This window comes from Streptomyces poriferorum (genome assembly GCF_019399235.1).
In the GTDB taxonomy this organism is placed as follows: domain Bacteria; phylum Actinomycetota; class Actinomycetes; order Streptomycetales; family Streptomycetaceae; genus Streptomyces; species Streptomyces poriferorum.
In genome coordinates, this window is sequence record NZ_JAELVH010000109.1 from 1 (window position 1) to 20,455 (window position 20,455).

Here is a 20,455-nt window from a genome sequence, read left to right on the forward strand (position 1 = left end):
CGCCCGCCCAAGGGCCCCGCACCGTCACCCGATGTCCGGCGGGTCCACCCGAATCCGCACCGGGCCAGGGGCACCGCCCCCGCCGCCCCCGCGGGACAGCCGCGCGGCCTGCGCCGCCTTCAGCGCGGCCGCGAGCGCCGCGCCACTGCCCGGGGGCACCCTGATCAGGGCCCGCTCCCAGGTCTCGCCGACGGGAGCCTCGGAGGGCCTGCGGGGCCGCCCGGGCTGACCGCCGGGGACCGGCACGGGACCGAGCACCTGGGCATCCGCCGGCAGTTCCGCGGCGGCGAGGAAGGCGGCGAGCGCCTCGGCCGTCCCCGTCACCGACGCCATCCGGGAGACGGGCGGAAACCCCAGCTCGGCCCGTTCCGCGAGTTCGCGCCGGGCGTGTCCGACCGGGTCCCAGCGGACCAGGGCCTGCACGGGCCGCAGCGTCGGCTCGGCGACGATCACCACGGTGCCGCCCTCCGGCTGTCCCCGGACCAGCGCGGCGGCGGCCGTCCAGCGGCGCAGGGCCTCCTCACCGGCCCGCAGGTCGGGGCGGCCGACCATCGCCCAGCCGTCCAGCAGCAGCGCCGCCGCGTACCCGCCGTCGGCGACCGGCTCGGCGCCCGGGGTGCTGACGACCAGCGCGGGCTGGTCGGGCACCGAGTCCAGGATGTGGTCGCGGCCCGAGGTCCGGACCGGCACGGCGGGAAAGGCCCTGCCGAGCTCCTCCGCCGTCCGGCGGGCGCCGACGATCTGTGCCCGCAGCCTGCGGGCCCCGCAGGCGACGCAGTGCCAGGACGTCTCGGCCAGCCCGCACCAGGCGCAGTTCAGATCCTGCTGGTCGGGCGCCTCCAGGGGCCCGGCGCAGTGCCTGCACCGTGCGGGCTCCCGGCAGCGCTCGCAGGCCAGCCGGGGTGCGTATCCGCGGCGCGGCACCTGGACCAGCACCGGTCCCGTGCGCAGTCCGTCTCGCACGGTCTGCCAGGCGAGGCTCGGCAGCCGGGCGGCCCGGGCCGCGCCGTCACGTGCGAGTTCGCCGTCGCCGACGGTGCGGACCAGCGGCGCCGCGGTCCGCAGCTGTTCCCGGTCCGCGCGCAGCGGCAGCGCCCAGCCGGTCTCGACCAGCTGGGCGGCCTCCACGGTGCAGCTCGTGCCGCCGAGCAGAAAGGCGCACCGGCCGTGCGCCGCGCGCAGCTCCAGGACCTCGCGGACGTGCGGGAAGGGGGCGTTGTCATCGCTGTGGCTGGAGTCCCCGTCGTCCCAGATCGCGACCAGGCCGAGATCGGCGACGGGGGCGAACATCGCGGCCCGGGTCCCGACGACCGCGCGGACGGATCCACGGCTCACCGCGAGCCACTCCCGGTAGCGCTTCTCGGGCCCCGAACCGGCCGTCAGCGTGGCGTGGCGGCCCTCGCCCAGCAGGCCGGTCAGGGCCGCGTCGACGCGGCCCGCGGTCCGCCCGTCGGGGACGACGACCAGGGCGCCGCGCCCCGAGGCGAGGGTCGCGGCGACGGCGGCGGCGATCTCCTGCGGCCAGTGCGGTCCCGGGAGCGCGGTCCACACGGCCCTGGGCGCTCCCCCGTCGGCCAGCGCGGACAGGAAGGCGGGGCCCTGCGCGTACCGCTGCCAGGTGCCGGGCGCCGGTGGCGGTGGCGGGGGCAGCGGCTCAGGCGACGGCTTGGCCTCGGCCCGGGCGTTCCTCGGCGGCACCGCCAGCTGGAGGACGTCCGCGAGGCTGCCCGCGTAGCGGTCGGCGACGGCGCGCGCGAGCCCGAGCAGCTCCGGGCCGAGGACCGGTTCGGGTGAGACGACGGAGGCGAGCGCGGCCAGCGCCCCGCTGTAGTCGGACTCGGCCAGCCGCTCGACCAGGAACCCGTCGATGAGCCCGCCGCCCTCGCGGCGCCCGCCCCGGACGTTGCGCCCGCCGGCCCCGAACCGCACCCGGACCCGCACACCGGGCTGCGCCTCGGCGTCGAGCTCCTCGGGCACGGCGTAGTCGAAGTACTGGTCGAGGTGGAGCGCCCCCTTGTTGACCAGCACGCGGGCGACGGGAAGGTCCTTGGCGAGCGCGGCCCCGCGCCAGGTCCGCGGTTTGGCGCGCGGCACGTCGGCCCTGCGCACGGTCTCCCGGATCAGCGCAAGCTGCTCCGGTGCCCCGGCGTCGGGCTCGTCGGACCGCTTGTCGTCGCTGCTCACAGCCAAATTCCTACCAGACGTCACTGACAGCCGGGCCGCCGATCATCCGGGGCCCCGCGCACCGGCCGACCCGGCCGGACACGAACGCGCCGGAGCCCGGACACCGTGACGGCATCCGGGCTCCGGCGTACGTACGAGCCGGCGGAACTACAGGCCCGCGGCCCTGCGCAGCGCGTCCACGCGGTCGGTGCGCTCCCAGGTGAAGTCGGGGAGCTCCCGGCCGAAGTGGCCGTACGCGGCGGTCTGCGCGTAGATCGGGCGCAGCAGGTCGAGGTCGCGGATGATCGCGGCCGGGCGGAGGTCGAAGACCTCGCCGATGGCGTGCTCGATCTTCTCGGTCTCGACCGCGGCGGTGCCGAAGGTCTCGACGAAGAGGCCGACCGGCTCGGCCTTGCCGATCGCGTACGCCACCTGCACCTCGCACCGGGCCGCGAGGCCCGCCGCGACGACGTTCTTGGCGACCCAGCGCATCGCGTACGCGGCGGAGCGGTCGACCTTCGACGGGTCCTTGCCCGAGAAGGCACCGCCGCCGTGACGGGCCATGCCGCCGTAGGTGTCGATGATGATCTTGCGGCCGGTCAGTCCGGCGTCGCCCATCGGGCCGCCGATCTCGAAACGGCCGGTCGGGTTGACCAGCAGGCGGTAGCCCTCGGTGTCGAGCTTGATGCCGTCCTCGATCAGCTGGTTCAGGACGTGCTCGACGACGAACTCGCGGATGTCGGGAGCGAGCAGCGAGTCGAGGTCGATGTCGCTCGCGTGCTGCGAGGAGACGACGACCGTGTCGAGACGGACGGCCTTGTCGCCGTCGTACTCGATGGTGACCTGGGTCTTGCCGTCGGGGCGCAGGTACGGGATGGTCCCGTTCTTGCGGACCTCGGACAGCCGGCGCGAAAGCCGGTGCGCGACGTGGATCGGCAGCGGCATCAGTTCGGGCGTCTCGTCGCAGGCGTAGCCGAACATGAGGCCCTGGTCGCCGGCGCCCTGCTTGTCGAGTTCGTCCTCGTCGCCTTCGACACGCTTCTCGTACGCGGTGTCGACGCCCTGCGCGATGTCGGGAGACTGCGCGCCGATGGACACCGAGACGCCGCAGGAGGCGCCGTCGAAGCCCTTCTTCGAGGAGTCGTAGCCGATCTCCAGGATCTTGTCGCGCACCAGCTGGGCGATCGGGGCGTAGGCCTTGGTCGTGACCTCACCCGCAACATGCACCAGACCTGTGGTGATCAAGGTCTCGACGGCGACACGCGACGTCGGGTCCTCACGGAGGAGTGCATCGAGAATGGTGTCGCTGATCTGGTCAGCGATCTTGTCGGGGTGACCCTCGGTGACGGACTCCGAGGTGAAGAGACGGCGGGACACATCGCTCCCTGGGGTTGCAGCGGCTGCTGGCTGATCATTTGGCGGACGGCCCGGGAGCTGCGCCCGGTACGAACCTGGACCAGTTTATCGGTCGGCTCCGGCTGCCGGACAACGTGTCTCGCCCTTTGGCGGATCTGTGACATGCGGCACCGGTGCCCGCGAGCCCTCCAAGGGCCGCCCCGGGCACCGTTCGTGGCCGTATTGCAAGGGATCGGCCCCCTGGAGCGGCGACACGCGAAATTCACCCAAGACGCGCCGACACGAGGTCCCAGACCGTGTCGGCAAGCGCTTCCTTGGGCCCGTACGGCACCGGGGTCTCGCCCCCGTCGGCCGCGAGCACGACCGCCTCGTTCTCCTCCGAGCCGAAGGTCTTGCGCTCCCCCACCTCGTTGACGACCAGCAGGTCGCAGCCCTTGCGGAGGAGCTTGACCCGGCCGTTGGCGAGGACGTTGTCGGTCTCGGCGGCGAATCCGACGACGATCTGTCCCGGCGCGGCACGGTCGGCCGCCACCTCGGCGAGGATGTCGGGATTGCGTACGAGGGTGAGGGGGGCCGGCTCCTGGCCGTCCTTCTTCTTGATCTTCCCTGTCACGTACTCGGCCGGACGGAAGTCGGCGACCGCCGCCGCCATCACCACGACGTCGGCGTCCGCCGCCGCCTTCAGCACGGCCTCGCGCAGCTGCACCGCGGTGCCCACGCGGACGATGTCGGCGCCGGACGGATCGGGCAGTCCGGTGTTGGCCTCGACGAGTGTGACCCGGGCGCCGCGGGCGACGGCGGTGCGGGCGAGCGCGTAGCCCTGCTTGCCGGAGGAGCGGTTGCCGAGGTAGCGGACCGGGTCGAGCGGCTCACGGGTGCCTCCCGCGCTGATCACCACGTGCCGGCCGGTGAGGTCGGGGGCGACGGGGCCGCGGGCCAGGACGCGGCGGCAGACCTCGAAGATCTCCGCCGGGTCCGGCAGCCGGCCCTTGCCGGTGTCGACTCCGGTGAGGCGCCCGACGGCGGGCTCGATGACGACCGCGCCCCGGCGCCGCAGGGTGGCGACGTTCTCCTGGGTGGCCGGGTGCTCCCACATCTCGGTGTGCATGGCGGGTGCGAAGACGACCGGACAGCGGGCGGTGAGCAACGTGTTGGTGAGCAGGTCGTCGGCGAGGCCGTGGGCCGCCTTGGCGAGCATGTCGGCGGTGGCGGGGGCGACGACGACGAGGTCGGCGTGCTGTCCGATCCGCACGTGCGGGACCTCGTGGACGTCGTTCCAGACCTCGGTGGACACCGGGTGGCCGGAAAGCGCCGACCAGGTGGCGGCGCCGACGAAGTGGAGCGACGACTCGGTCGGGACGACCCGTACGTCGTGTCCCGACTCGGTCAGCCGGCGCAGCAGCTCGCACGCCTTGTACGCGGCGATGCCGCCGCTGACCCCCAGGACGACCTTCGGCTTGTCCACTGCGTCTCCCCGCACTCGGATACGTACGCGCTCCGTACATCCCCCATGCTGCCTCACCGCCGCCCGCACGGGTCCGTCGCCCCGGGACACACCACAGGCCCGGCGGTCTGGGCCGCCGGGCCTGTGGTGAAGGTGCGTTCTCCTGCTTACTGCGCGGGGCCCTCGATGGCCTCGGAGGTGAGCAGGCCCGCGTTGATCTCGCGGAGCGCGATCGAGAGCGGCTTCTCGTGGACGTGGGTGTCGACGAGCGGACCGACGTACTCGAGGAGTCCCTCACCGAGCTGCGAGTAGTACGCGTTGATCTGGCGCGCGCGCTTGGCGGCGTAGATCACGAGGCTGTACTTCGAGTCGGTTGCTTCGAGGAGCTCATCAATCGGCGGGTTGATGATGCCCTCGGGCGTGGTGATGGAAGAGGACACTCTCTGCCTTCCGAAGGGGGTGAAGATCAAAGAAATCTTTGACAGTCAGGGGCTTTGTGGCCGGTGCCCCCGTGTCGGTGCGGTCATGTTGCTCACTCGCCGCCGGCACGGTGGCCGGAAGCCTCCAGCATCAAGGCTAGCAGCTCACGTGCCACATCCTCGACGGAGGTGTTGACAAGCGTCGTATCGAACTCGGATTCGGCGGCCAGTTCGACCTTCGCCGCGCCGAGACGTCGCTCGATCACCTCGGGTGCCTCGGTGCCACGGCCGGTGAGCCGGCGCACCAGTTCGTCCCAGCTCGGCGGCGCGAGGAAGACCAGCTGGGCGTCCGCCATGGACTGGCGGACCAGCCGGGCACCCTGGAGGTCGATCTCGAGCAGCACGGGCTCACCGGCCTCCAGCCGCTCCTGCACGGCGCGACGGGGCGTGCCGTAGCGGTTGCCGGCGAACTCGGCCCACTCCAGCAGCTCGCCGTTGGCGATGAGCTTGTCGAACTCCTCGTTGTCCACGAAGAAGTAGTGGACACCGTTGCGTTCGCCGGGGCGGGGCTTGCGGGTCGTCGCCGACACCGAGAGCCACACCTCGGGGTGGACCTTGCGCATATGCGCGACGACCGTGCTCTTGCCGACCCCCGAGGGGCCGGAGAGCACGGTCAGCCGCGGACGTACGTCCGGGGGTACGGGGGACGTCCCCCGGGATGTTGCAACCATGGAGCGATTATCCCGGTTCTCAGGAGTGCCTGAGACCGTCAGGCGGGACTGCCGCCGAACTCACGCTCCAGGGATGCGATCTGGTTGGAGCCGAGACCCCGCACCCGGCGGCTCTCGGAGATGCCGAGCCGCTCCATGATCTGCTTGGCGCGGACCTTGCCCACGCCGGGCAGGGACTCCAGCAGGGCGGAGACCTTCATCTTGCCGATGACGTCGTTCTCCTGGCCCGACTTGATGACCTCGTGGAGGGAGGCGCCGGAGTGCTTGAGTCGATTCTTGACCTCGGCCCGCTCCCGGCGAGCCGCGGCGGCCTTTTCGAGCGCGGCTGCGCGCTGTTCAGGGGTAAGGGGCGGAAGAGCCACGCCTACGTCACCTCGGATGTCGATCTGTCGGATACGGACCGGTGAGGCGACTGGATCGCCCCTCACCTGGTGAGCCGCGAACAACCTGTGCTCGTTGGCTCTCGACGGAGACTAGCGGCCAGGGCCGCCGGAGTCAGCGAGAACGAACGAAAAGTCCTGGTCAGCCTCAGCCGACCAGGACATTCCTGGCATAAGTACCGAGATTTTTGGTCAGGATTCCGTCAACAGGCTGTTACGTGACAGTGTCAGCCGTCCGAGACGGCCGCGCGGACCTCGTCCACGAACCGTTCGGCGGCTTCGCGCAGCCCTGACGCGTCCGGACCGTGGCGCAGCACGCCCCGGCTCACGCTGGGCACCACGTTGCCGACCGCGTCACCGAAGACACCCGGCAGATCCGCGGGTGTGGCGCCCTGGGCGCCGATGCCGGGCGCGAGCAGCGGGCCGTTGATCGCGAGATCCGCCCGCGCGTCCCCGAGCGTCGCACCGACCACCGCGCCGACCGAGCCGAGCGGGGTGACGCCCTGGTTCTCCGCGGCCATGTGGTCGAGCATCACCTGGGCGAGCGAACGGCCGTCGGCCGCGGTGGCGCGCTGCACCTCGGCGCCCTCCGGGTTGGAGGTGAGGGCGAGCACGAAGACGCCCGAGCCGGAGACGGCGGCCGCGTCGAGCGCGGGCCGCAGCGAACCGAAGCCCAGGTACGGCGAGACGGTCACCGCGTCGGAGTACAGCGGCGAGTCCTTGTCCAGGTAGGTCGCGGCGTAGGCGCCCATGGTGGAGCCGATGTCTCCGCGCTTGGCGTCCATCAGGACCAGGGCACCGGCCGCCCTGGCCTCCTCGACGGCCTTCTCCAGGACGGCGACGCCGCGCGAGCCGAACCGCTCGAAGAACGCGGACTGCGGCTTGAGCACGGCGACCCGGTCGGCCAGCGCCTCTACGACCGTACGGGTGAAGCGCTCCAGGCCCGCGACGTCGTCGCCGAGCCCCCAGGAGCTCAGCAGCGACGCGTGCGGGTCGATGCCGACGCAGAGCTGTCCGCGGGTGTCCATGGCGTGGCGCAGGCGTGCGCCGAAGGGTTCCTGGGTCATTTCGCGGCCTTCCTGGTTTCCGCGCCGACCGCGTCGGCGAGGGTGGCGTACGGGGAGGCGGCCAGGCGCGCGGCCAGGCCCTTGTGGATCGCGCGGGCGTAGAACGGGCCCTCGTAGATGAAGGCGCTGTAGCCCTGGACGAGCGTGGCGCCCGCGAGGATGCGCTGCCAGGCGTCCTCGGCGTTCTCGATGCCTCCGACGCCGACCAGGGTGATCCGGGTCCCCACACGCGCGTACAGGCGCCCCAGGACCTCCAGGGAGCGCTCCTTGAGGGGTGCGCCGGACAGTCCGCCGGTCTCCTCGACCAGGGAGGCCGGGGACTTCAGCCCCAGGCCCTCGCGGGCGATGGTGGTGTTGGTGGCGATGATGCCGTCCAGGCCCAGTTCGACGGCGAGGTCGGCGACGGCGTCGACGTCCTCGTCCGCGAGGTCGGGGGCGATCTTGACGAGCAGCGGGACCCGGCGGGCGGTGACGGTACGGTCGGCCGCCTCGCGGACGGCGGTCAGCAGCGGGCGCAGCGACTCGGTGGCCTGGAGGTTGCGCAGTCCGGGCGTGTTGGGCGAGGAGACGTTGACGACGAGGTAGTCGGCGTGTGCGGCGAGCCGCTCGGTGGACTTCACGTAGTCGGCGGCGGCGTCGGCCTCGGGGACGGTCTTGGTCTTGCCGATGTTGACGCCGACCGTGGTCCGGAAGACCGGGTTGCGGGCGGCCAGCCGCTCGGCCACGGCGGCCGAGCCCTCGTTGTTGAAGCCCATGCGGTTGATCAGCGCACGGTCGGCGACGAGGCGGAAGAGCCGCTTCTTGGGGTTTCCGGGCTGCGGCTCGCCGGTCACGGTGCCGATCTCGACGTGGTCGAAGCCGAGCATCGCCATGCCGTCGATCGCGATGGCGTTCTTGTCGAAGCCCGCGGCGAGGCCGAAGGGGCCGTGCATCCGCAGGCCGAGGGCCTCGGTGCGCAGCGCCTCGTGGCGGGGGGCGAGCGCGGCGGCGACGAAGGTGCGCAGGACGGGGGTGCGGGCGGCCAGGCGGATCCAGCGGAAGGCCAGGTAGTGGGCCTGCTCCGGATCCATGCGCTTGAAGACCAGCTGGAAGAAGAGTTTGTACATCACGGTGTCCTCATGAAGAGGGGGACACCGTTTCCGGTGTCCCCCTGCTGGGCTTCTAGTCGCGTGCCGCGGTCAGATGTTCCGCGTGTTCCTGGAGCGATCGGACGCCCACGTCTCCGTGGTTGAGGGCGTCGATGCCCTGGACGGCCGCGGCGAGTGCCTGGACCGTGGTGAGGCACGGCACCGACCTGGCTACGGCCGCGGTGCGGATCTCGTAGCCGTCGAGCCGGCCGCCGGTCCCGTACGGCGTGTTGACGATGAGGTCGACCTCGCCGTCGTGGATGAGCTGGACGATCGTCTTCTCGCCGTTCGGGCCCTCGCCCTCGGACTGCTTGCGCACGACGGTCGCGTTGATGCCGTTGCGCTTGAGGACCTCGGCGGTGCCGGAGGTGGCCATCAGCTCGAAGCCGTGGGCGACCAGCTCGCGGGCCGGGAAGATCATCGTGCGCTTGTCGCGGTTGGCGACCGAGATGAAGGCGCGGCCCTTGGTGGGCAGCGGGCCGTAGGCGCCGGCCTGCGACTTGGCGTACGCCGTGCCGAAGACCGAGTCGATGCCCATGACCTCGCCGGTGGAGCGCATCTCCGGGCCGAGGACGGTGTCCACGCCGCGCCCGTGGACGTCGCGGAAGCGCGACCACGGCATGACGGCCTCCTTGACGGAGATCGGCGCGTCGAGCGGCAGGGTACCGCCGTCGCCGTGCTTGGGCAGCAGGCCCTCCTCGCGCAGCTCCGCGACGGTCGCGCCCAGCGAGATGCGGGCGGCGGCCTTCGCGAGCGGCACCGCGGTCGCCTTCGAGGTGAAGGGGACGGTGCGGGAGGCGCGCGGGTTGGCTTCGAGGACGTAGAGGATGTCGCCGGAGAGCGCGAACTGGATGTTGATCAGTCCGCGGACACCGACGCCCTTGGCGATGCCCTCGGTGGAGGCGCGCAGCCGCTTGATGTCGTAGCCGCCGAGCGTGATCGGGGGCAGGGCGCAGGCGGAGTCCCCGGAGTGGATACCGGCCTCCTCGATGTGCTCCATGACGCCGCCGAGGTAGAGCTCGGTGCCGTCGTAGAGCGCGTCGACGTCGATCTCGATCGCGTCGTCGAGGAAGCGGTCGACCAGGACCGGCCGGGTGGGGCTGATCTCGGTGGACTCGGCGATGTACGAGGAGAGCCGGGTCTCGTCGTACACGATCTCCATGCCGCGGCCGCCGAGCACGTACGACGGGCGTACGAGGACGGGGTAGCCGATCTCGTCGGCGATGGCCTTGGCCTCGGCGAAGGTGGTGGCGGTGCCGTGCTTCGGGGCCGGGAGACCGGCCTCGGCGAGCACGCGGCCGAAGGCGCCGCGGTCCTCGGCGGCGTGGATCGCCTCCGGGGAGGTACCGACGACGGGCACGCCGTTGTCCTTGAGCGCCTGCGCCAGGCCCAGCGGGGTCTGGCCGCCGAGCTGGACGATGACACCCGCGATCGGGCCCGCGAGGGACTCGGCGTGCACGATCTCCAGCACGTCCTCGAGCGTCAGCGGCTCGAAGTACAGGCGGTCGGAGGTGTCGTAGTCCGTGGAGACCGTCTCCGGGTTGCAGTTGACCATCACGGTCTCGTAGCCCGCGTCGCTCAGCGCGAAGGAGGCGTGGACGCAGGAGTAGTCGAACTCGATGCCCTGGCCGATGCGGTTGGGACCGGAGCCGAGGATGATCACCGCGGGCTTGGTGCGGGACGCGACCTCGCTCTCCTCGTCGTAGGAGGAGTAGAAGTACGGCGTCTTCGCGGCGAACTCGGCGGCGCAGGTGTCGACCGTCTTGTAGACCGGGCGGATGCCGAGCGCGTGCCGCACCTCGCGGACGACGTCCTCGCGCAGGCCGCGGATCTCGGCGATCTGGACGTCGGAGAAACCGTGCCGCTTGGCGTCGGCCAGCAGCTCGGGGACGAGCTTGTCTGCGGCGGCCAGCTCGTCGGCGATCTCCTTGATGAGGAAGAGCTGGTCGACGAACCAGGGGTCGATCTTCGTGGCGTCGAAGACCTCTTCCTGGGTGGCGCCGGCCCGGATCGCCTGCATGACGGTGTTGATCCGGCCGTCGGTCGGGCGGACCGCCTCGGCCAGCAGCTCCGCCTTGTCGCCGGGCTCGCCGGTGAAGGCGAACTGCGAGCCCTTCTTCTCCAGGGAGCGCAGCGCCTTCTGCAGCGCCTCGGTGAAGTTCCGGCCGATCGCCATGGCCTCGCCCACCGACTTCATGGTGGTGGTGAGGGTGGAGTCGGCGGAGGGGAACTTCTCGAAGGCGAAGCGCGGGGCCTTGACCACGACGTAGTCGAGGGTCGGCTCGAAGGAGGCCGGCGTCTTCTCGGTGATGTCGTTGGGGATCTCGTCGAGCGTGTAGCCGACGGCCAGCTTGGCCGCGATCTTGGCGATCGGGAAGCCGGTGGCCTTGGAGGCCAGCGCCGAGGAGCGGGAGACGCGCGGGTTCATCTCGATCACGATGACGCGGCCGTCGGCCGGGTCGATGGCGAACTGGATGTTGCAGCCGCCGGTGTCGACGCCGACCTCGCGGATGATCGCGATACCGATGTCACGCAGCCGCTGGTACTCACGGTCGGTGAGCGTCATCGCCGGGGCGACGGTGATCGAGTCACCCGTGTGGACGCCCATCGGGTCGAAGTTCTCGATGGAGCAGACGACCACGACGTTGTCGTTCTTGTCGCGCATCAGTTCCAGCTCGTACTCCTTCCAGCCGAGGATGGACTCCTCCAGGAGCACCTCGGTGGTCGGGGAGAGCGTGAGGCCCTGTCCGGCGATGCGGCGCAGCTCCTCCTCGTCGTGGGCGAAGCCGGAGCCGGCGCCGCCCATGGTGAAGGAGGGGCGGACGACGACGGGGTAGCCGCCGAGGGTGTCGACGCCCTTCATGATGTCGTCCATCGAGTGGCAGATGACGGACCGGGCGGACTCGCCGTAGCCGATCTTCGCCTTGACGGCCTCGACGACGCCCTTGAAGAGCTCGCGGTCCTCGCCCTTGTTGATGGCCTCGACGTTGGCGCCGATGAGCTCGACGCCGTACTTCTCCAGGACACCGTTCTCGTGCATGGAGATCGCGGTGTTGAGCGCGGTCTGGCCGCCCAGGGTCGGGAGCAGCGCGTCGGGGCGCTCCTTGGCGATGATCTTCTCGACGAACTCGGGGGTGATCGGCTCGACGTACGTGGCGTCGGCGATCTCCGGGTCGGTCATGATCGTCGCCGGGTTGGAGTTCACCAGGATGACGCGCAGGCCCTCGGCCTTGAGGACGCGGCAGGCCTGGGTGCCGGAGTAGTCGAACTCGGCGGCCTGGCCGATGACGATCGGACCGGAGCCGATGACCAGGACGGACTGGATATCGGAGCGCTTAGGCACGCTGGCCCTCCATCAGGGATACGAAGCGGTCGAAGAGGTACGCGGCGTCGTGCGGGCCGGCAGCTGCTTCGGGGTGGTACTGGACGCTGAAGGCCGGCCGGTCGAGGAGCTGGAGGCCCTCGACGACCTGGTCGTTCAGGCAGACGTGGGAGACCTCGGCGCGCCCGTAGGCGGTGTCGGAGACCTTGTCGAGCGGGGCATCGACGGCGAACCCGTGGTTGTGCGCGGTGACCTCGACCTTGCCGGTCGAGCGGTCCTGCACGGGCTGGTTGATGCCGCGGTGGCCGTACTTCAGCTTGTACGTGCCGAAGCCGAGCGCGCGGCCCAGGATCTGGTTGCCGAAGCAGATGCCGAAGAGCGGGGTCTTCCGCTCCAGGACGCCCTGCATGACGGAGACCGGGTGGTCGGCGGTGGAGGGGTCGCCGGGGCCGTTGGAGAAGAAGACGCCGTCGGGCTGCACCGCGTACACCTCCTCCAGCGTGGCGGTGGCGGGCAGGACGTGTACCTCGATGCCGCGTTCGGCCATCCGGTGCGGGGTCATGCCCTTGATGCCGAGGTCGATCGCGGCGACGGTGAACTTCTTGGTGCCGATCGCGGGGACGACGTAGGTCTCCTTGGTGGCGACCTCGGCGGAGAGGTCGGCGCCGTTCATCTCGGGAGCCTGGCGCACCCGGGCGAGGAGCGTGCCCTCGTCGGCGATGGCGTTCCCGGAGAAGATGCCGACGCGCATCGCGCCGCGCTCACGCAGGTGGCGGGTGAGGGCGCGGGTGTCGATGCCGCTGATGCCGACGACCCCCTGGCTCACGAGCTCCTCGTCCAGGGACCGGCGGGAGCGCCAGTTGGAGGGCACCCGGGCGGGGTCGCGGACGACGTAGCCGGCCACCCAGATCTGCTTCGACTCGGGGTCCTCGTCGTTCACACCGGTGTTCCCGACGTGCGGGGCGGTCATCACGACGACCTGACGGTGGTACGAGGGGTCGGTCAGCGTCTCCTGGTAGCCGGACATGCCGGTGGAGAACACCGCCTCGCCGAAGGTCTCCCCCACGGCCCCGTAGGCGCGGCCGCGGAAGGCGCGGCCGTCCTCCAGGACGAGTACGGCGGGAGCTTTGCCGGCTCCCCGGGTGGAGATCGTCATCGTGCGGTGCCTTCCGTAGTGCTGGTGAGATGAGTGTTGGTGAGCCCGTTGACGGCTTCGACCCAGGCGGCGTGCTCGGCCGAGTGGTCGGAGCGGAATCCGGAGTCGATCAGCTGGTCGCCGAGCGCCCAGGTGATGACCAGCAGACCGCCCTCGGGCAGGACCTTGCCCGCGAGGGCCTTGTCGGTCCGGGCTTCGCGCAGGTCTGCGGCGGGGACGAAGAAGTCCGTCGCGCCGGGCCGTACGACGTCGAGGCCCTGCTCGGTGAGGGTGAGCTCGACGCGGCTGCGGGTGCCGAGGCCGTGGGCGACGATGCGGTCGAGCCACTGCCCGGCCGTCGTCGAGGCGTGGTAGCGCCCGGTCAGCGTGAGCAGCTTGTCGCCGTCCGCGAAGCCGTCCGGGGTGGCCGCGAGGTCGGAGAGACCGGACTGGAGGCTGCCGCGCCACTTCCATCCCTGGCGCATGAGCCAGTAGACGAAGGCGATGAGGACGATCAGTCCGATCACCCAGCTGATGCGGGCGGACCAGTCGGTGACCTCCGCCGACTTCTGCTCGGCGGCCAGTCGGTACAGCTGGTGGGTGGGGCTGAGTGTTGTCACGCGAGTTTCCCGTCGACGACCGTGGCACGGCCCCGCAGGAAGGTGTGGGTCACTCGGCCCGGCAGCTCGCGCCCCTCGTAGGGGGTGTTGCGGCTGCGGGAGGCGAAGCCCGCGGGGTCCACGACTCCACGGTATGCCGGATCGACCAGGGTGAGGTTGGCGGGCTCGCCCTCCGAGACGGGCCGGCCGTGTCCGTCGAGGCGGCCGATGGCGGCGGGGCGGAACGACATGCGGTCGGCGACGCCGGCCCAGTCGATCAGACCGGTGTCCACCATCGTCTGCTGGACGACGGAGAGCGCGGTCTCCAGGCCCACCATGCCCATGGCGGCCGCGGCCCACTCGCAGTCCTTGTCCTCGTGCGGGTGCGGGGCGTGGTCGGTGGCGACGCAGTCGATGGTGCCGTCGGCGAGCGCCTCACGCAGGGCCATGACGTCGGCCTCGGTGCGCAGCGGCGGGTTGACCTTGTAGACCGGGTTGTAGGACCGCACGAGCTCGTCGGTGAGGAGCAGGTGGTGCGGGGTGACCTCGGCGGTGACGTTCCAGCCCTTGGACTTGGCCCAGCGGACGATCTCCACGGAGCCGGCGGTCGACAGGTGGCAGATGTGCACCCGGGAGCCGACGTGCGCGGCGAGCAGCACGTCGCGGGCGATGATCGACTCCTCGGCGACGGCGGGCCAGCCGCCGAGGCCGAGCTCGGCCGAGACGATGCCCTCGTTCATCTGGGCGCCCTCGGTGAGGCGGGGCTCCTGGGCGTGCTGGGCGACGACTCCGTCGAACGCCTTCACGTACTCCAGGGCGCGGCGCATGATCACCGCGTCGTCGACGCACTTGCCGTCGTCGGAGAAGACCTTCACTCCGGCGGCCGAATCGTGCATGGCGCCGAGTTCGGCGAGCTGCTTGCCCTCCAGGCCGACGGTGACGGCGCCGATGGGCTGCACGTCGCAGTAGCCGGACTCCTTGCCGAGCCGCCAGACCTGCTCGACGACGCCGGCGGTGTCGGCGACCGGGAAGGTGTTGGCCATCGCGTGGACGGCGGTGAAGCCGCCGACCGCGGCGGCCTTGGTGCCGGTCAGGACGGTCTCGGAGTCCTCGCGGCCGGGCTCGCGCAGGTGGGTGTGGAGGTCGACCAGGCCGGGCAGCAGGACCTGGCCCGCCGCCTCGATCACGGTGGCGTCGCCGGCGTCGAGCCCGGTGCCGACCGCGGCGATGGTCTCGCCGTCGATGAGGACGTCCTGGGGTTCGCCGCCGAGGACCTTCGCGCCGCGGATAAGGATCTTGCTCATGGTTACTTGTTCTCCTCGGTACGGGCGGGAACAGCAGGGCGCGCAGCGCTTCGATCAAGGGTGGCGGCGGGTGCGGCGGGCTCGGAGCCGCCGAGCAGCAGGTAGAGCACGGCCATGCGGATCGAGACGCCGTTGGCGACCTGCTCGACGACCGTGCACCGGTCGGAGTCGGCCACCTCGGCGGTGATCTCCATGCCGCGGACCATCGGGCCGGGGTGCATGACGATGGCGTGCTCGGGCATCTTCGCCATCCGCTCGCCGTCCAGGCCGTAGCGGCGGGAGTACTCGCGCTCGGTCGGGAAGTACGCGGCGTTCATCCGCTCACGCTGCACACGGAGCATCATCACAGCGTCCGACTTCGGCAGCACCTCGTCGAGGCTGTAGCTGATGTCGCAGGGCCACTGCTCGACGCCGACGGGGACCAGGGTGGGCGGGGCCACCAGGGTGACGTGGGCGCCGAGGGTGGTCAGCAGGTGCACGTTGGAGCGGGCGACACGGCTGTGCAGGATGTCGCCGACGATCGTGATCCGGCGGCCGTCGAGGTCCTTGCCGAGCCCGGTGTCGGGCCCGACCAGCCTGCGGCGCATGGTGAAGGCGTCCAGGAGTGCCTGGGTGGGGTGCTCGTGCGTCCCGTCGCCCGCGTTGACGACCGCGCCGTCGATCCAGCCGGAGGTGGCCAGGCGGTACGGGGCGCCGGAGGCGCCGTGCCGGATGACGACGGCGTCCGCGCCCATCGCCTCCAGGGTCAGGGCGGTGTCCTTGAGCGACTCGCCCTTGGAGACCGAGGAGCCCTTGGCGGAGAAGTTGATGACATCGGCGGACAACCGCTTGGCGGCCGCCTCGAAGGAGATGCGGGTCCGCGTCGAGTCCTCGAAGAAGAGGTTGACGACGGTACGGCCGCGCAGGGTCGGGAGCTTCTTGATCGGCCGGTCCGCGACCCTGGCCATCTCCTCGGCGGTGTCGAGGATCAGGACGGCGTCGTCGCGGGTGAGGTCGGCGGCCGAGATGAGGTGGCGCTTCATCTGGGTGTTCTCCGGGTGGCTGGAGGGTTCAGGCGTGCGGGCGTGCGGAAGCCGCCGTACGGCAGGTGGGCCGTACGGGAAGGGCAGCTATCGCTCGACCGCCGGGGCGGCCTGCTCGACCCCGAGCAGCACGGCGTCGCGGCCGTCCTCCTCGGCGAGCTGGACCTTGACCGTCTCCCGCAGCGACGTGGGGAGGTTCTTGCCGACGTAGTCGGCACGGATCGGGAGTTCGCGGTGTCCGCGGTCGACGAGGACCGCGAGCTGCACCGCACGGGGCCGGCCGATGTCGCCGAGCGCGTCGAGGGCGGCGCGGATCGTGCGGCCGGAGAAGAGGACGTCGTCGACGAGGACCACCAGGCGGCCCTCGATGCCCTCGCCGGGGATCTCGGTGCGGGCCAGGGCGCGCGCGGGGCGCATCCGCAGGTCGTCGCGGTACATGGTGATGTCGAGCGATCCGACCGGCATCTTCCGGCCGGTGATCTCTTCGAGCTTGTCGGCGAGCCTGCGGGCGAGGAAGACGCCGCGGGTCGGGATGCCGAGGAGCACCACGTCGTCGGCGCCCTTGGCGCGTTCGACGATCTCGTGGGCGATGCGGGTCAGTACTCGGGCGATGTCGGGAGCCTCCAGAACGGGGCGTGCCGCATTGCCGGTGGCGTCGTGCTGTGCGTCCATAAGAAACGGACCTCCTTCTCCGCCTCACTGGACGGATCTTAAAGGACGTCGAAATTGCGTCATCCACGTTACCAGGGCCTGAGCAGGGCCCTTGTCCCACCCCCGGGAGGTACCGGTCCGGACCATTCAGCTTGACGCACCCAAGTAACGCTGCGTAACCTCACAGTGAGTTACCAGCCACGCGGCGGAGCCGCACAATGTTCCAGCGTCCGGGGAGCCTTATGTCCAGCGAATACGCAAAACAGCTCGGGGCCAAGCTCCGTGCCATCCGCACCCAGCAGGGCCTCTCCCTCCACGGCGTGGAGGAGAAGTCGCAGGGCCGCTGGAAGGCCGTCGTCGTCGGCTCGTACGAGCGCGGCGACCGTGCCGTGACCGTACAGCGTCTGGCCGAGCTGGCGGACTTCTACGGCGTCCCGGTGCAGGAGCTCCTGCCCGGCACGACGCCCGGCGGGGCCGCTGAGCCGCCGCCGAAGCTCGTGCTCCAGCTCGAGCGCCTCGCCCACGTCCCGCCGGAGAAGGCCGGCCCCCTGCAGCGCTACGCGGCGACGATCCAGAGCCAGCGCGGCGACTACAACGGCAAGGTGCTCTCGATCCGCCAGGACGACCTGCGCACGCTGGCCGTGATCTACGACCAGTCGCCGTCCGTGCTCACGGAGCAGCTGATCAGCTGGGGCGTCCTGGACGCCGACGCGCGCCGCGCGGTCGCTCACGACGAGGGCTGACCACCCCAGCAGAAACGTACCGCCGGGTCGGCGGGGCCCTTTCCGGGCGCCCCGCCGGACCCGGCGTTTCCGTTTTGCGGGCAGTCCGCAGGAACGGCTCCCCGACATGCCGAAGGGCCCACGGTCTGGCGACCGTGGGCCCTTCGTCGGCAGAACGCCGCCGGGGGCTACTGCTCCCGGCGCAGGTTCGGCTTGAGGTCCTTGAAACGGGCCAGCAGGCCGTTCACGAAGGACGGGGAGTCATCGGTGGAGAACTCCTTGGCGATCTGCACCGCCTCGTCGATCACCACCGCGTCGGGTGTCGCGTCCACCCAGATCAGCTCGTACGCACCGAGCCGCAGGATGTTCCGGTCGACGACCGGCATGCGGTCGATCTCCCAGTCCACGGCGTAGGTGACGATGAGGTCGTCGATGCGGTCCGCGTACTGCGCGTACCCCTCGACGAGCTCCATCGTGTACTCGGTGACCGGCGGCTGACGGGTGTCGGACCGCGAGTGCCGGACCCAGTCCGCGAGGACCGTCTGCACGGACTCACCGCGCTGGTCGGCCTCGAAGAGGATCTGGAAGGCTCGCTTGCGGGCCGTGTTCCGGGCAGCCACGGTTAGCTGTTCACCCGGCCGAGGTAATCGCCCGAGCGGGTGTCGACCTTGATCTTCTCACCGGTGGTGATGAAGAGCGGAACACCGATCTCGTAGCCGGTCTCCAGCGTGGCGGGCTTGGTGCCACCGGTGGACCGGTCGCCCTGGACGCCCGGGTCCGTGTGCTGGATGGTCAGCTCGACGGCGGCCGGCAGCTCGACGTAGAGCACCTCGCCCTCGTGCTGGGCGACGGAGGCGGTGAAGCCCTCGATCAGGAAGTTGGCGGCGTCGCCGACGGACTTGCGGTCGACCATCAGCTGGTCGTACGTGTCCATGTCCATGAAGACGAAGTACTCGCCGTCCATGTACGAGAACTGCATGTCGCGCCGGTCAATGGTGGCCGTCTCGACCTTCACGCCGGCGTTGAACGTCTTGTCGACGACCTTGCCGGACAGCACGTTCTTGAGCTTGGTGCGCACGAAGGCCGGGCCCTTGCCGGGCTTGACGTGCTGGAACTCGACGACGGACCAGAGCTGGCCTCCGTCGAGCTTGAGCACCTGGCCGTTCTTGAGGTCGTTCGTGGAAGCCACGGTTGCGGAATCTCCTGGACTGAAGCTGGTGGAACGACCAAGGATGCGCGCTAGAGCGCGAGCAGCTCCTTGGTCGTAATGGTGAGTAGCTCGGGTCCGCCGTCCGCCTCGGGGCGCACGACGAGCGTGTCATCGATCCGGACTCCGCCCCGGCCCGGGAGGTGAACCCCCGGTTCGACGGTGACCGGCACACAAGCGTCCAGTTTACCCATGGCAGCGGGTGCCAGCTGCGGGTCCTCGTCGATTTCGAGCCCCACCCCGTGCCCGGTCCAGGGTGCGAGGCCCTCACCGTGCCCCGCGGAGTCCAGTACATGGCGGGCCGCACGGTCCACGTCACGGTAGGCGGCGCCGGGTACGAGAGCCTCGCGTCCGGCCCGCTGAGCGGCGAAAACCAGGTCGTAGAGCTCGATCTGCCAGTCGGCCGGAGCCGTTCCGATGACGAAGGTGCGGCCGATCTCGACCCGGTAGCCGCGGTAGTTGGCGCCGAGGCAGACGGAGAGAAAATCTCCTTCCTCGACCCGTCGGTCCGAGGGGCGGTGACGGCCCCGGCCGGAGTTGGGACCGGTGGCGACGGAAGTCGCGAAGGCGGGTCCGTCGGCTCCGTGGTCGACCAGCCGGCGTTCCAGTTCGAGCGCGAGATGCCGCTCCGTGCGGCCGACGAGGATCGATTCGAGAAGTTCGCCCAGCGCCTGGTCGGTGATCTCGGCGGCGATCCGCAGGCAGCCGATCTCCTCCTCGTCCTTGACGATGCGCAGCTGCTCGACGTTGGCGCCCAGGTCGGCCAGCCGGAGCTTCGGAGCGACCGAGGCCATGGCCCGGTGCCGGGCGACGGTGAGGTCGTGCTCCTCGACGGCCAGGGACTCCGCCCCGCCCGCGGTGGCCAGATCCGCGGCGGCGACCACGGGATCGCCTCCGGTCACCGACAGGAGGTCGACGCGCAGCTGTTCGTCGGTGCGTCCGTCGGCCGGATCACCGGTCGGGGGGCGGGGGCAGAGCAGGACGTCCTCGTCGGGGCCGAGCAGCAGCACGGCCCCCGGGGGCGCTCCGCCCGCCAGGTAGCGGACATTGGCGGGGCGGGAGACCAGGGCGGCCGCGGATCCGACTGCGGCGCACCGGTCGCGGAGCAGCCCGCGGCGGACGGCGTACACCTCTGACATGCATCGAGCGTACGAGCGCGGGCCCGGGCCCGCGCGGTCAGCGCACCCGACCGGGGGTCCGGGGCGGGCCCCAGCGGACGGGCGGGCCCGCCGGGCACCGGCTCACCAGGCCGGAGGGCTCGCGAGGGAGCGGGCGAGTATGTCGTCCAGGACGCGGGCGGTGGTCTCCACGTCGTACGTGGAGTTGTCGATGATCGGCAGACCGGAGCCGTACCAGCCGGCCATCCGGCCGTGGATCCGGGCGACCTCCTCGTCGGAGAGGCGGCGGTTGCCGCTGCGGGCGGCGTTGCGCTCCAGGACGACTTCCAGGCCCGGCAGCAGGACGACGGGGAGCAGACCGGGGCCCACGTGGCGCTTCCAGCCGCCCAGGCCGACGACGGGGCGGTCCGGGAAGACCGCGTCGTCGAGGATGCAGGAGATGCCGTTGGCGAGGAAGTTGCGGGCCGCGAAGCCGCAGGTGCGGCGGGCCAGCCGGTACTGGGCCTCGGACTGGTCGTTCCATCCCGCCTGCGGGTCGGCGAAGCCGGAGCAGACCCACTCACGGACGTCGTCGAGGCTGACGTGGGCGGTGGGGACGCGGCGGCGGGCGGCCCAGAGCTTGGCCACCGTGGTCTTCCCGGCGCCTGCCGGGCCGATCAGGAGGACGGCGAGGGTCGCGGTGCCGGTG

General features: G+C 71.1%; 19 protein-coding genes. 1 reads left to right on the forward strand and 18 read right to left on the reverse strand.

The genetic code is table 11. From position 1 onward, the window contains the following. Nucleotides 1-24: 24 nt before the first annotated feature. The 14 genes from JGS39_RS19765 to pyrR all read right to left on the reverse strand — a co-directional run bounded on the left by JGS39_RS19765 (nt 25) and on the right by pyrR (nt 16,741). Nucleotides 25-2,184, reverse strand: a complete 2,160-nt coding sequence (locus JGS39_RS19765; protein WP_219570519.1) for a primosomal protein N' — start codon at nt 2,182-2,184, stop codon at nt 25-27. A 147-nt stretch (nt 2,185-2,331) separates the two neighbouring features. Next, the gene (metK, locus tag JGS39_RS19770) at nt 2,332-3,540 is read right to left on the reverse strand and encodes a methionine adenosyltransferase (RefSeq protein ID WP_219570520.1); all 1,209 of its coding nucleotides are present in this window, start codon (nt 3,538-3,540) and stop codon (nt 2,332-2,334) included. A gap of 241 nt (nt 3,541-3,781) precedes the next feature. After that, nucleotides 3,782-4,984, reverse strand: a complete 1,203-nt coding sequence (gene coaBC / locus JGS39_RS19775; protein ID WP_219570521.1) for a bifunctional phosphopantothenoylcysteine decarboxylase/phosphopantothenate--cysteine ligase CoaBC — start codon at nt 4,982-4,984, stop codon at nt 3,782-3,784. 146 nt (nt 4,985-5,130) lie between these two features. Further along, entirely contained in the window at nt 5,131-5,403 is a 273-nt protein-coding gene (gene rpoZ / locus JGS39_RS19780; protein WP_003970369.1) for a DNA-directed RNA polymerase subunit omega, read from the reverse strand. 92 nt (nt 5,404-5,495) lie between these two features. Further along, on the reverse strand, nt 5,496-6,113 hold the full coding sequence (gene gmk / locus JGS39_RS19785; RefSeq protein WP_148016321.1) for a guanylate kinase: 618 nt from the start codon (nt 6,111-6,113) through the stop codon (nt 5,496-5,498). Nucleotides 6,114-6,151: 38 nt separating this feature from the next. After that, nucleotides 6,152-6,475, reverse strand: a complete 324-nt coding sequence (locus JGS39_RS19790) for an integration host factor (RefSeq protein WP_024490957.1) — start codon at nt 6,473-6,475, stop codon at nt 6,152-6,154. 245 nt (nt 6,476-6,720) lie between these two features. Continuing rightward, entirely contained in the window at nt 6,721-7,560 is an 840-nt protein-coding gene (pyrF, locus tag JGS39_RS19795) for an orotidine-5'-phosphate decarboxylase (RefSeq protein ID WP_219570522.1), read from the reverse strand. Then, complete coding sequence (locus JGS39_RS19800; RefSeq protein WP_219570523.1) at nt 7,557-8,666, reverse strand: quinone-dependent dihydroorotate dehydrogenase; 1,110 nt, start codon at nt 8,664-8,666, stop codon at nt 7,557-7,559. The genes pyrF and JGS39_RS19800 overlap by 4 nt, the downstream gene beginning before the upstream one ends. Before the next feature lie 55 nt (nt 8,667-8,721). Further along, nucleotides 8,722-12,030: a carbamoyl-phosphate synthase large subunit gene (gene carB, locus JGS39_RS19805; protein WP_219570524.1), complete on the reverse strand. Its 3,309-nt coding sequence runs from the start codon at nt 12,028-12,030 to the stop codon at nt 8,722-8,724. Beyond that, nucleotides 12,023-13,165 (reverse strand): glutamine-hydrolyzing carbamoyl-phosphate synthase small subunit, encoded by a 1,143-nt coding sequence (gene carA, locus JGS39_RS19810; RefSeq protein WP_219570525.1) that lies wholly within the window; start codon nt 13,163-13,165, stop codon nt 12,023-12,025. Before carA ends, carB begins: the two co-directional genes overlap by 8 nt. Continuing rightward, nucleotides 13,162-13,764, reverse strand: a complete 603-nt coding sequence (locus tag JGS39_RS19815; protein WP_219570526.1) for a PH-like domain-containing protein — start codon at nt 13,762-13,764, stop codon at nt 13,162-13,164. Before JGS39_RS19815 ends, carA begins: the two co-directional genes overlap by 4 nt. Further along, entirely contained in the window at nt 13,761-15,047 is a 1,287-nt protein-coding gene (locus JGS39_RS19820) for a dihydroorotase (protein ID WP_148016315.1), read from the reverse strand. The genes JGS39_RS19815 and JGS39_RS19820 overlap by 4 nt, the downstream gene beginning before the upstream one ends. Nucleotides 15,048-15,049: 2 nt before the next feature. Then, nucleotides 15,050-16,069, reverse strand: a complete 1,020-nt coding sequence (locus tag JGS39_RS19825; RefSeq protein ID WP_219570527.1) for an aspartate carbamoyltransferase catalytic subunit — start codon at nt 16,067-16,069, stop codon at nt 15,050-15,052. An 87-nt stretch (nt 16,070-16,156) separates the two neighbouring features. Further along, on the reverse strand, nt 16,157-16,741 hold the full coding sequence (gene pyrR, locus JGS39_RS19830) for a bifunctional pyr operon transcriptional regulator/uracil phosphoribosyltransferase PyrR (RefSeq protein ID WP_148016313.1): 585 nt from the start codon (nt 16,739-16,741) through the stop codon (nt 16,157-16,159). A 221-nt stretch (nt 16,742-16,962) separates the two neighbouring features. Here pyrR and bldD point away from each other — a divergent pair, with 221 nt between their 5' ends. Next, nucleotides 16,963-17,463, forward strand: a complete 501-nt coding sequence (gene bldD / locus JGS39_RS19835; RefSeq protein WP_018103903.1) for a transcriptional regulator BldD — start codon at nt 16,963-16,965, stop codon at nt 17,461-17,463. 167 nt (nt 17,464-17,630) lie between these two features. On the opposite strand, the gene nusB is transcribed toward bldD, so the two are convergent. The 4 genes from nusB to JGS39_RS19855 all read right to left on the reverse strand — a co-directional run. Further along, nucleotides 17,631-18,062 (reverse strand): transcription antitermination factor NusB, encoded by a 432-nt coding sequence (nusB, locus tag JGS39_RS19840; RefSeq protein ID WP_024490948.1) that lies wholly within the window; start codon nt 18,060-18,062, stop codon nt 17,631-17,633. A 2-nt stretch (nt 18,063-18,064) separates the two neighbouring features. Then, nucleotides 18,065-18,631, reverse strand: coding sequence for an elongation factor P (gene efp / locus JGS39_RS19845; protein WP_219570528.1), 567 nt, complete (start codon nt 18,629-18,631; stop codon nt 18,065-18,067). Nucleotides 18,632-18,681: 50 nt separating this feature from the next. Next, entirely contained in the window at nt 18,682-19,788 is a 1,107-nt protein-coding gene (locus tag JGS39_RS19850) for an aminopeptidase P family protein (protein WP_219570529.1), read from the reverse strand. 102 nt (nt 19,789-19,890) lie between these two features. Next, a partial coding sequence (locus tag JGS39_RS19855; protein WP_219570530.1) for an AAA family ATPase occupies nt 19,891-20,455 on the reverse strand: 565 nt, incomplete at its 5' end.